At 71.8% G+C, this 11,019-nt stretch carries 12 protein-coding genes and 1 riboswitch; of the genes, 4 read left to right on the top strand and 8 right to left on the bottom strand.

The features are described 5' to 3' along the window. Positions 1 to 9: 9 nt before the first annotated feature. The 5 genes from ASF52_RS07975 to ASF52_RS07955 are packed head-to-tail and all read right to left on the bottom strand — an operon-like array spanning position 10 to position 3,276. Positions 10 to 888, bottom strand: a complete 879-nt coding sequence (locus ASF52_RS07975; protein ID WP_056170724.1) for a DUF4349 domain-containing protein — start codon at positions 886 to 888, stop codon at positions 10 to 12. 5 nt (positions 889 to 893) lie between these two features. Next, positions 894 to 1,928, bottom strand: a complete 1,035-nt coding sequence (gene cobW, locus ASF52_RS07970) for a cobalamin biosynthesis protein CobW (protein ID WP_056170284.1) — start codon at positions 1,926 to 1,928, stop codon at positions 894 to 896. Next, positions 1,925 to 2,317, bottom strand: coding sequence for a DUF1636 family protein (locus ASF52_RS07965; RefSeq protein WP_056170281.1), 393 nt, complete (start codon positions 2,315 to 2,317; stop codon positions 1,925 to 1,927). Before ASF52_RS07965 ends, cobW begins: the two co-directional genes overlap by 4 nt. Continuing rightward, entirely contained in the window at positions 2,310 to 3,071 is a 762-nt protein-coding gene (locus ASF52_RS07960; RefSeq protein WP_056170278.1) for a CbtA family protein, read from the bottom strand. Before ASF52_RS07960 ends, ASF52_RS07965 begins: the two co-directional genes overlap by 8 nt. Positions 3,072 to 3,099: 28 nt before the next feature. Then, entirely contained in the window at positions 3,100 to 3,276 is a 177-nt protein-coding gene (locus ASF52_RS07955) for a CbtB domain-containing protein (protein ID WP_056170275.1), read from the bottom strand. Positions 3,277 to 3,329: 53 nt separating this feature from the next. Then, positions 3,330 to 3,526: riboswitch (cobalamin riboswitch) on the bottom strand. Positions 3,527 to 3,635: 109 nt separating this feature from the next. On the opposite strand from ASF52_RS07955, the gene cobU reads away from it, so the two are divergent. Genes cobU through ASF52_RS07940 form a run of 3 tightly spaced genes read left to right on the top strand, consistent with a single transcriptional unit; the run spans position 3,636 to position 6,236 of the window. After that, positions 3,636 to 4,169 carry a bifunctional adenosylcobinamide kinase/adenosylcobinamide-phosphate guanylyltransferase gene (cobU, locus tag ASF52_RS07950; protein ID WP_200918732.1) on the top strand — a complete coding sequence of 178 codons (534 nt, stop codon included), beginning with the start codon at positions 3,636 to 3,638 and terminating at the stop codon, positions 4,167 to 4,169. Then, complete coding sequence (cobO, locus tag ASF52_RS07945; protein WP_056170271.1) at positions 4,166 to 4,768, top strand: cob(I)yrinic acid a,c-diamide adenosyltransferase; 603 nt, start codon at positions 4,166 to 4,168, stop codon at positions 4,766 to 4,768. The genes cobU and cobO overlap by 4 nt, the downstream gene beginning before the upstream one ends. A 13-nt stretch (positions 4,769 to 4,781) precedes the next feature. Further along, the gene (locus tag ASF52_RS07940; RefSeq protein WP_200937386.1) at positions 4,782 to 6,236 is read left to right on the top strand and encodes a cobyric acid synthase; all 1,455 of its coding nucleotides are present in this window, start codon (positions 4,782 to 4,784) and stop codon (positions 6,234 to 6,236) included. Between the two features lie 291 nt (positions 6,237 to 6,527). Here the strand turns inward: ASF52_RS07940 and ASF52_RS07935 are convergent, their stop codons facing one another. Further along, positions 6,528 to 7,589, bottom strand: coding sequence for a DUF3616 domain-containing protein (locus ASF52_RS07935; RefSeq protein WP_244473744.1), 1,062 nt, complete (start codon positions 7,587 to 7,589; stop codon positions 6,528 to 6,530). A gap of 35 nt (positions 7,590 to 7,624) precedes the next feature. Beyond that, positions 7,625 to 8,626, bottom strand: coding sequence for an adenosylcobinamide-phosphate synthase CbiB (gene cbiB / locus ASF52_RS07930; protein ID WP_056170269.1), 1,002 nt, complete (start codon positions 8,624 to 8,626; stop codon positions 7,625 to 7,627). On the opposite strand from cbiB, the gene cobD reads away from it, so the two are divergent. After that, positions 8,603 to 9,622, top strand: a complete 1,020-nt coding sequence (gene cobD, locus ASF52_RS07925; RefSeq protein ID WP_056170715.1) for a threonine-phosphate decarboxylase CobD — start codon at positions 8,603 to 8,605, stop codon at positions 9,620 to 9,622. The genes cbiB and cobD overlap by 24 nt on opposite strands. Here the strand turns inward: cobD and ASF52_RS07920 are convergent. Then, the gene (locus ASF52_RS07920; protein WP_056170266.1) at positions 9,615 to 10,805 is read right to left on the bottom strand and encodes an MFS transporter; all 1,191 of its coding nucleotides are present in this window, start codon (positions 10,803 to 10,805) and stop codon (positions 9,615 to 9,617) included. The genes cobD and ASF52_RS07920 overlap by 8 nt on opposite strands. Between the last annotated feature and the right edge of the window lie 214 nt (positions 10,806 to 11,019).

Raw genomic sequence — 11,019 nt, 5'->3', positions numbered from 1 at the left:
TGCGCGACCTCACAGCCGCGCCTCCGTGAGGGGCCGGCCGATCCGGGCGCGTCTGCGCCGGCGCAGCCGCCAGAGGGCGCGGACGAGGAACAGTCCGATCGCCGCCACGGGAAGCCAGGGCAGGCTGGCGACGGCGAAGCGCAGGGCGGCGCCCGCACTGGCGCCGAAGGTCTGGCCGGCCTGGCTCCAGGCTTCCTCGACGGGGGCGAAGGCACCCGCTCGCGCGCTGTCCGAGCGAAGCGAAACCGAGACGATTTCGGTATCGACGCGCCGTTGCAGGCCGCGCTGCTTCGCCTCCCCCTCCTCGATTTCGGATTGGACCTTGGAGAGTTCCTGGGCGATGCGGATGAGGTCCTCCACGCGCGTGTCCGCCTTCGCGGACAGTTCGTCGAGACGCGCGCGATAGGCGGCGAGCTGGGCGAGCCGGCGTCCTCCGTCCGCGATGGGTGTGGTCAGGTCGTCGGCCCGTGTCGCCTGACGCCGCAGGACCACATCGCCCGCCGCCTCGCCCGGCAGGGGAGCCGTGAGGAACGCCACGTAGGGGGCGACGGACTCGTGCGGCAACCGGACCTGAATCTGCGCCTGCGGTCGCCCCTGCGGACGCGGACCGTCATCGATGGACGACGTGACGAGGATGCAGCCGAGGCCCGCATCGGTCAGGCAGCGGTCACGCGCCGCCGCGAAATGCGCCGCCACCCGATCGGGCGGCAGGCCGATGGTGAGGTCGTGCGTATAGGCGAGCTTGGCTGCGGTGTTGCGGGCGGGCTGGGCCAGCGCGAGGGGATTGGCGGTGTCGGGCGCCGGCGGGCGCGTGTCGGAGCAGCCCCCCAGTCCGAGGAGTACGGCAAGGCCCAGGGCCGCCGCCGCGCGGCCGTTCCGTACCGCCATGGCGCTCACCCGGCCAGGGCGGCGGCGACCGCCGCCTGATCGAATCCCTTGAGGCCGATGACGACGAGGCGGCCGTCGCGGGCTTCCGTGCTTTTCCAGGGTCGGTCGTAGTGATGCGCGATGCGGGTGCCGACACCCTGCACGACGAGGCGCATGGGCTTGCCCGTGACTTCGGCGAACCCCTTGATGCGCAGCACGCCGGCGGTCTCTGCCGCGCGACCGACGCGGATCGCCAGGTCCTCGGCGGTGGCCGTGGCCGGGACGGGCAGGGCCACGGAGTCGAAATCGTCGTGGTCGTGGTCCTCGCCCTCGCCGTGGTGCGAGGGTCTGGCGTCGAGATCGTCCTCGGCCGCGGCTCCGAGGCCCAGGATCACGCGGGGATCGAGGCGGCCGTGCTCGGCCTCCACCATCTTCACGGCGCGGGGCAGGTGGGCCTGAACCTCGGCGCGGACCTTCTCGCGGCCGGCGGCGTCGAGGAGGTCGGCCTTGTTCATCACCACGAGGTCGGCGCAGAGGATCTGGTCCTCGAACACCTCTTCCAGGGGATTGTCGTGATCGACGTTCGTGTCCTCGGCACGCTGGGCGGCGGAGGCCGCCGGATCGTCGGCGAAGAAGCCCGCCGCCACGGCCGGACCGTCGATGACCGCGATGACGCCGTCCACGGTGACCCGCGAGCGGATCGCAGGCCACTGGAACGCCTGGACCAGGGGCTTGGGCAGGGCGAGGCCGGAGGTCTCGATAAGGATGTGCTCGGGTGGGTCGGCTCGGTCGAGGAGCTTGTTCAGGGCCGGCACGAAGTCGTCGGCCACGGTGCAGCAGATGCAGCCGTTGGCGAGCTCGACGATGTCCTCGTCTTGGCAGCCTTCGATGCCGCAGGCGGCGAGAAACGAGCCGTCGAAGCCGATATCGCCGAACTCGTTGACGATGATCGCGAGCCGCCGGCCGTTCGCGTTCTCGACGAGGTGGCGCACGAGGGTCGTCTTGCCGGCCCCGAGGAAGCCGGTGACGATGGTGCAGGGAATCTTCTCGACCAGGGTCATTCGGCGGCGTCCGTACTAGGGTGCGCCGCGAGCGGCGGGATGCGGGCGACGACGCCCTTGCGGAATTCCTGGGGCCGCGCCTTCCACGGCACGACGCCGTCGGGCGTCTCGCCGTAGAGGCCGACCCCTTCGAGGATGATCCGGGCGGATTCGGTGGCGTCGAGGTCGCCGTAGACGTAGGTCCAGCGCCCTTCCGAGGCCACCGCCACGGTGCATGGCCGCTTGCAGACGGAGAGGCACTCGACGCCTTCGATCCGCAGGCCGGTCTGGCCGTGCTCACCGACGGCCTCCCGGAGCGCGTCGAGGAGGCGCGCACCGGCGCGGGGTTCCGCCGGGTCGCCCGCCGTACGGCAGGCTGTGCAAACGTAGAGGGTGACCACGTCAGGCATGCGCCGTCGCCTTGCGACCGAACAGGGCCCAGGCCCAGCCGTACGCGAGCCCGATGACCGCCCAGAACACGAAGGCGATCCCGAGCGAGCGTGCGGCGAACTGGGCCGCGTAGCCCGCCGGCAGGGCGGAAGCCGCGTGGCTCGTCTCGGGTGCTCCGGCGAGGTGTGGTGCCACGATCAGGACGAGGCCGCCCGCGATGGAGATCGGCGCGCGGCGGATGGCGATGAGGTAGAGCCCCATGGCGGTGGCGACGGCGGTCATCACCCACCAGAACTGACGATCGGCGAGGGGCGCGGCGTCCATGCCCGGTAGTTCCGGCGGCAGGCCGAGGGCCGGCGCCAGGGCGACGGCGAGGAAGCCCGCCACGGCGAAGCGCAGGCCGGTCTCGGGCGTCGGTTCGCGCCCGCAGGCCAGCAGCACTGCGCCGAGCAGCAGGGCATAGCCGACGCCGCCCACCAGGGTGGCGAGCGCCGTGAACGCCATGCGCGGCAGTCCGGGTCCGGGCTGCCAGGCGGGCGCGGTCTCGCCGCCGGACACGCCCGGGTCCTTCGCGCCGTGATCGTGTCCGCCATGCACCCGCACCACGAGGGATGCGAATCCCGGCGCGGGGGGCGATACGGGGGCTTGAGCCTGCGTCTCGTAACGCTCGGCCGCGATGATGAGCGGAGAGGTCAGGGCGAGCTGCAGGCCCGTCGCGACGATAGCCGCGAGGAAGCCGGCGACCAGGGCCGCCGACACGAGCCGGATGATCATGGGGTGTCTGCCTTCAGGCGCCAGGCGCTCAGTGGCAGGGAAAATTCTGGGTGTGGCGGAAATCGTGCGCCGCGTTGTGGAGCGCCATCGCTGGGGCGAAGCCCGCCATGAACACGAGGCCGAGGCCGAGGAACGCGGCGACGAGAACGGCCCCGAGGCGCTCGTTGGTGCGGGTGCCGGTCAGAACGAGGGTGTTGGTCGACATCGGTTGATCTCCTGGCCGCCCCGCCGGCGGCCGTGGTCGAAGGTGAGGACGAAGGTCCCCGGTGCCGGACGGCAGGTCTCCTGGCTCGCGGGTCATCCGGAACCTGCCGCCTTCCCGGATCGCTCCGGTGGCCGATGGCAGGCCCGTCGCCGCTCACAGTTGCGGGGGCAGCCGCGGTTTCAAGGCGCTTGCCCCTCACCGCGTTCCCTTTTCACCCCGTCGCCGGGGCACCGTCCGATCCCGATGCTTCTACGCGGTCGCGCGATCCCTGACAACGCGCCGCTGTGCCGTTTGCATCGCCTTTGACCACACAAGGGCGTTTCGGGCTAAAGAAGCCCCATGAGGCAGCCGTCCCCCACATGACCGAGATATTCCCCCGTGTGACCCTCGTCCTCGGCGGCGCGCGCTCGGGCAAGAGCGTCCATGCCGAGGGGGTGATCGAGGCGCAGCCGCCACCCTGGCTGTATCTCGCAACGGCCCAGGCCTGGGACGACGAGATGCGCGACCGCATCGCCCTCCACCGCACCCGAAGGTCGGCCGACTGGATCACGCAGGACGCGCCGATCGACCTGCCCGAGGCGGTCGCGGCCGCGCGCGGACCGGTACTGGTGGATTGCCTCACCCTCTGGCTCACCAACCTGATCCTGGCGGAGGCCGACGTCGAGGCCGCGACCGGGGCGCTGCTCTCCGCTTGCGCCGACGCGCCGGGGCCGGTGGTCCTGGTCGGCAGCGAGGTCGGCCTCGGCATCGTGCCCGACAATGCCCTCGCCCGCCGCTTCCGCGACGCGGCAGGGCGGCTTCATCAGCGCCTCGCCGCACAGGCCGACCGCGTCGTGTTCATGGTGGCGGGGCTGCCGATGATCGTGAAACCCCAACTTGGAGACCACGCATGAGCGACGCCGCCGACCGCCATCGGGAGAAGATGGAGAAGCGCAAGGCCGTGCAGGATGCCGAGGTGGCGGAGAAGACCATCGAGAAGGGCCTCCTCATCGTCAACACGGGTCCCGGCAAGGGCAAGACCACGGCGGCCCTGGGCCTGATGCTGCGGGCGCTGGGCCACGGCTGGCGGGTCGGCGTGGTGCAGTTCATCAAGGGCGCCTGGGACACGGGCGAGAAGCACGCCCTAAAGGCCTTCGGGAACCAGATCGACTGGCACACCCTCGGCGAGGGCTTCACCTGGGAGACCCAGGACAAGGCCCGCGACATCGCGGCGGCCGAGCACGCCTGGACGAAGGCCCTGGATCTCATGGCCGATCCGAGCATCCGCCTCGTGGTGCTGGACGAACTCAACATCGCGCTGCGCTACGACTACCTGCCCATCGACGACGTGGTGGCGGCGTTCCGGGCACGCCGACCGGACCTCCACGTCATCGTCACCGGCCGCAACGCCAAGCCGGCCCTCGTCGAGGCCGCCGACCTCGTCACCGAGATGGGCTCCGTGAAGCACCACTTCGCGGCGGGCGTGAAGGCGCAGGAGGGGATCGAGTTTTGAGGTTCCAGCCGTCATGACCCGCGCCATCATGATCCAGGGCACCGGTTCGGATGTCGGCAAATCCCTCATCGTCGCCGGTCTGTGCCGCGCCTTCGCCCGGCGCGGGCTACGGGTGCGGCCGTTCAAGCCGCAGAACATGTCGAACAACGCCGCCGTCACGGCCGATGGCGGCGAGATCGGACGGGCCCAGGCGCTTCAGGCGAGGGCCGCCGGAGTGGCGCCCTCGGTCCATATGAACCCGGTCCTCCTCAAGCCCCAGAGCGAGACCGGCAGCCAGATCGTGGTGCAGGGCCGGATGGTCGGCCAGGCCGCGGCCCGGGACTACCAGGGCTGGAAGCCGCGCCTCCTCGGGGCCGTGCTCGAAAGTTTCACCCATCTGAAAGCCGAGGCCGACCTCGTCGTGGTCGAGGGCGCCGGCTCGGCGTCGGAGGTGAATCTGCGCGCCGGCGACATCGCCAATATGGGCTTTGCCCGCGCGTCGAACACGCCGGTGATCCTGCTCGGCGACATCGACCGCGGCGGCGTCATCGCCAGCCTCGTCGGCACGAAGGCGGTGATCGACCCGGCCGACGCGGCGATGATCCGGGGCTTCCTCGTCAACCGCTTCCGCGGCGATCCGAGCCTGTTCGCCGACGGCATGGACCTCATCGCCCGCCACACGGGTTGGCCCAGCCTCGGGCTGATCCCGCATTTTCCGTCCGCCGTCCGCCTGCCCGCGGAGGACGTTCTGGGACTGGTCGGCTCCGAAGCAGGCGCGGCGGGTCGCACGGTGGTGGCCGTCCCCGTCCTGCCGCGCATCGCCAATTTCGACGATCTCGATCCTCTGCGGGGCGAGCCGAACGTCTCCGTGGTTCTGGTTCGTCCGGGGGAGCCGATCCCCGTGGCCGACCTCGTGCTCCTGCCGGGCTCGAAGACCACCATCGCGGACCTCGATGTCTTTCGGTCCGAGGGCTGGGATATCGATCTCGCCGCCCATGTCCGGCGCGGCGGCCGGGTGCTCGGCCTCTGCGGCGGCTACCAGATGCTTGGGCGCCGCCTCGCCGACCCGTTCGGGATTGAGGGCGCGCCCCGGACGGTGCCGGGTCTTGGGCTCCTCGACGTCGAGACGGTGATGACCCCGGTCAAGCGCCTCGAGGCCGTCACCGGCACCTCGTTGCCCGACGGCGTACCGTTCTCGGGCTACGAGATGCACCTGGGTGATACCACCGGACCCGACGCGGCGCGCCCGCTCGTTCGTTTCGCCGATGGGCGCCCGGACGGGGCGATTTCGGCCGACGGCCGGGTCGCCGGCACCTACGTGCATGGCCTGTTCGCCGACGACGCGCAGCGCGCCGCGTGGCTCGCGCGCCTCGGCGCCCGGTCCGGCGGCGACGCCTACGAGGCGGGGATCGAGACCGTGCTCGACGCGCTCGCCGACCACCTAGAAGCCCATGTGGATTGCGACCGGCTGCTCGTCCTGGCGGCGTAGCGGGTCAGGCGTGGGGCGATCCTTGCGGAAGACGAGCGCGGTCGCCGGCATCGCCGTCATCGACTCCGTCGGCAATTCCCGCGGCTTCATCGTGCAGGATGCCACGCCGCGCATCCGCACTGGCGCGCCTTGGCCCCGGCCTAGGTCCTCGCGGGTTGTCTCGGGCTGCGGGCCTGATGGTTCTCGGTACTGTCGGTGCTCCGCCGCGGTACTGCGCGTCGAAGCACGCCGGCGGTCGGTCAGGCCGGAGCAATATCGGTTCGACCCGTCCTGATGCGCCGAGCCGGCCGCCTACGGGATCGCCACCGCATACTCGCGCGGCCCGCCGTTCAGTACACTGTCGAACACCACCAGCACCCGGCCGGGGCCGAGGCGCACGATGCCCTCGGGCTTCGCCCTGGAATCGTCGCCGTCCAATGGCGCAAGGGTGCCGAGCGCCGCGACCTTGCCGGACGACGGATCCGCGAGGAACAACCCATAAGGCACCGACAAGCCGTTGCGGGTCGGACCCGAGAGGACGAGAAGGCGACCGTCCGGCAGGGCGGTGAGATCACGGATGCCGGCCTCGGCCCCGAGGGCGAGGGGGATCGTCGTCGGCTTGACGTCGAGCGGCGCGTCGCCGGGGGCGAACAGGGGCGCGACGGGTACGGAGACGAGGAAGGCCCGTCCGTCGATGACGGGCGCGCGGAGACCCGCGTAGAGAGTGTCGCCGATGACCGCGAGGCCCTCGACGTTGAGACCGGAGAGCGGTTTGCCGCCCTCGCGGGGTTCCAGATCCTTCAGAAAATACGCGCCCACCGTGTCGGCATTCCGCAGGGCGTCGCCGAGGCGGTAGGTGGTCTCCACCCTGGTCCCGGTGGCGTCGGCGCGCAGGCGCGCGAGGATCGCGGTGGAGAGCTTGAACTCCCGCCCCCGACGGCTGCAGCCATGCGAGCCGGTGACGTAGAAGTCGGGTGCCGCATACGCCACGGCCTCGCCGTCCATCTCGCGGTACGCGCCTTGGCCCAGGGTGCAGTCGCCCGTGGCCGGGGGCGCACCGACGGTGGTGGTGGGCGGCTTGCGGCCGACGATGTCGACGACGGCGCCCGGGGTCAGCGTCGTGCCCTGGAGGGTGACGAACTGGGCGCCCGCCGCCTCGTCGTCCACCACGACGCAGTTGCGCCGACCGGCTTCGGCCGGCGCGCAGGCGATGCCGCTGATGTCCTCGGCCGGCTTGGTCTTCTTCTTCGTGATCTCGCCCGCCAGTCCCTCGGCGACGGCGTAGGGCTGCCCCACGGGCTGCAGCATCTCGGCCCGGGCCGGCGACAGGAACGCCAGTCCCCATGCGGCAGCGACGAGGGAAGGACGAATCATGCGGTATCTCCGACGGACGGGCGGCGTGGCCGTGCTCATAGCAGCGCAACCGCGACGAGGGCGAACGTCACCGCGGTGAGGCCGAACAGCAGGAGGCACGCCGTGCGATAGAGGGCGAGCGCCCGCTCCACGTCGGCCGGGCCCGCCTCGGCGCGGCCATCGCCCATCCAGGCATCCTCGACTAAGGTCGCGCCGTAGACGCGCGGACCGGCGAGCCGCAGGCCGAGGGCTCCGGCCATGGCGGCCTCGGGCCACCCGGCGTTGGGCGAGCGGTGGCGTCGGGCGTCGCGCCGGAGGGCGCGCCATGCCGCGCCCGGCGAGGCGCCGCTCTGAAACAGCGCCGCCACGACGATGAGTCCGCCGGCGAGGCGCGAGGCCGGCAGGTTGACGAAGTCGTCGAGGCGGGCGGCGGCCCAGCCGTAGGCTTCGTGGCGCGGGGTGCGATGGCCGATCATGCTGTCGGCGGTGTTGATCGCCTTGTAGAGCGCGCCGCCCGGCAGGCCGCCGACGCCGATCCAGAATGCCGGCGCCACGATCCCGTCGGAGAAGTTCTCGGCGAGACTCTCGATGGCGGCCCGGCAGATGCCGGCCTCGTTGAGGGTTTCGGGATTGCGACCGACGATCATCGACACGGCGACGCGCCCGCCCGTCAAGCCGTCGTCACGAAGATCCGCCGCCACGCGGGCGACGTGGTCGTGCAGGCTACGTTGGGCCGGCAGGCTGGCGCAGAGCAGGCCGAGGGCCACGAGGCCGCCCCAGTTGCCGAACAGCGCCGCGGTGGCCGTGAGCCCGAAGGCGGTCCCGGCCACCGCGGCAAGAAGCAGGACCAGCCCAAACATGCCCATGATCCTGCGGCGGTACTGGCCACCCGTGTTCAGCCCCCCGTCGAGCCGGCCGATGAGGGCGCCGATCCAGGTGACAGGGTGGCCGAGCGCCCTGTAGAGCCGGTCGGGATAGCCGGCGGCCGCTTCGACGGTCAGGGCGAGCAGCAGGATGGCGAGCGTATCGGGCGGATGGGTGAAGGCGGTCCAGGGCATGTGGGTTCGGTCAGCGAGCCAGTCCCCATCGCGCATGGCGGCGATCTCGACGCGGCGCGCACCCTGTTCCCGGATGCGCCGACACCGTGGATCGACCTCTCGACGGGGATCAATCCGGTGCCCTACCCGTGTCCGCCCCTCGAGGCCAGCGCGTTCCACCGCCTGCCGTCGTCGGCCGACCTCGCGGCCCTGAACGCGGCGGCGGCCCGGGCCTACGGTGTCGCCGATCCGCGCGGGATCGCGGCCGCCCCCGGCACGCAGATCCTCATCGAGACCCTGCCGCGCCTGTGGCCCCGCGCCCGCGTCGCCGTGGTGGGGCCGACCTATGCCGAGCACGCGGCCGCGTGGGGGAGGGCCGGCCATTCCGTCGTGGCCGTGTCGACGCTCGACGCGGAGGCCGACGTCGTGGTGGTGGTCAATCCGAACAACCCCGACGGGCGGACCTGGGACGGCGCCACGCTCCGCACGCACGCGGATCGGCTGGCGGCGCGTGGCGGCCTCCTGGTGGTGGACGAAGCCTTCGCGGATCTCGAAACCGTCGACTCCCTCGGGCCGCATCTCCGGCCGGGTCTCGTGGTCCTGCGCTCCTTCGGCAAGACCTATGGGCTCGCTGGCATTCGACTCGGCTTCGCCCTGGCGGAGCCTACCCTTGCGGGCCGCCTCGCGGAGGCGCTCGGCCCCTGGGCGGTGTCGGGACCGGCGCTGGCCATCGGCCGGGCGGCGCTCGCCGATGCCGAGTGGCGCCGCGCCGCGTCGGTCGCGCGCGGTGCCGATGCGGGACGCCTCGACCGGATGATCGCCCGCGCCGGTGGGCGGGTGGTTGGCGGAACCCGCCTGTTCCGCACGGCCGACTTCCCGAACGGGCCGGAACTGTTCGCGCGACTCGGCGCCGCCGGGATCTACGTCCGGCGCTTCGCCGCGGCCCCCGCGCGCCTGCGCTTCGGCCTGCCGGCGGACAGGACCGAATGGTGCCGGCTCTCCCGGGTCCTCAGGTAACCTTCGGCGTCCCGGGCTCGAGGATCGCGACGAGGAGACCGGCGCCCGAGAGGGCGAGGCCCACGGCGCAGACGCCGGGCCAGCCGGCCATGAGGAAGGCTTGGCTGCCGGCGAAGGCCCCGAGCGCCCCGAACACGAACATCACCGTGAAAAGAACCGTGTTCACCCGTCCGCGCGCGCCCGGGACGAGGGCGTAGACCCGGGTCTGGTTGGCGATGAGTGCGCCGTTGAGGCCGATGTCGATGAGGAGAACGCCGAGCCCCACGGCCACGAGGGAGACGTTGCCGCCGGCCCACAGGACCACGAAGGCCGCCACCACAAACAGGCTGCCGGCCACCACCACGGGCCGGGCGCCGCGCCGGTCGGTGTAGCGGCCCGAGACCGGCGCGATGAACGCGCCGACGACCCCGATGACGCCGAACAGCCCGGCGCCGGCCGCCGTGAGATCGAAGGGCGGCGCTTCGACCAGGAGGGCGAGGGTCGTCCAGAACGCGTTGAAGCTCGCAAACAGCAATCCCTGGCACAGGCTGGAGCGGCGCAGGGCCGGCTGGGTGCGAACCAGATGGAGGATCGACACCATCAGGGCGCGGTAGCGCAGGGGCCTGGTCTGGGCCGTGCGCGGCAGGGTCGCGGCGGCGATCCCGGCGATGATCAGCGCCACGGCGCTGGCGGCGTAGAACACCGCGCGCCAGCCGTATTGCGCGCCTACGAAGCCACTCACCGTCCGCGCCAGGAGGATGCCGCTGAGGAGCCCGGTCATCACTTGGCCGACCATGCGGCCCCGGGTGGCGTCGGGGGCGAGTTCGGCGGCGAATGGCACCGCCTGCTGCGCGGCCGAGGCGAGGAACCCGATGGCGAGGCTCGCTCCTGCGAGCGCTCCGAGGTTGGGACTCATGGCCGCCGCCAGGAGGGCCACGGCGAGGCCGAGCATCTGCGCCAGGATCAGGCCGCGCCGCGGCAGGCTGTCGCCGATGGGCACGAGGCACAGAATGCCGAGGCCGTAGCCGACGAGGGAAGCGGTCGGCACCAGGACTGCCGCCCGGTCACCGAATTCGCTCACCAGCAGGGCGAGAAGGGGCTGGTTGTAGTAGATGTTCGCCACGGCGCCCCCGGCGATGAGGGTGAGGCCGAGGCGTGCCCGAAGGGTGAAGTCGTGGTCCGTCGCCGGTGCTGTTCCGCTCATGCCGCGCCCCGTGTCGCCGCCGGGCGCCAAGCGCACGTCTCTGGCATGGCCGAAAGCGTCATGGCCGAAAACCTTCCGATCGGGGTGAGGAGGGGTGAGTAAGGCCCAGCGGGCCGTGTCGGCAAGGCCGGTGGAGCGGGCCGGCCGGACGCGTCGTCGCAGGACCGTTACCTTCGGATGAGCCCGTTCTCATGTTTTCGAGGTAGGGACTGCA

Origin of the sequence: Methylobacterium sp. Leaf112 (assembly GCF_001423295.1) — a bacterium.
Classification (GTDB): domain Bacteria; phylum Pseudomonadota; class Alphaproteobacteria; order Rhizobiales; family Beijerinckiaceae; genus Methylobacterium.
The sequence above is the reverse complement of the archived record's forward strand: the minus strand, read 5'-3'. Positions and strand labels throughout refer to the sequence as shown.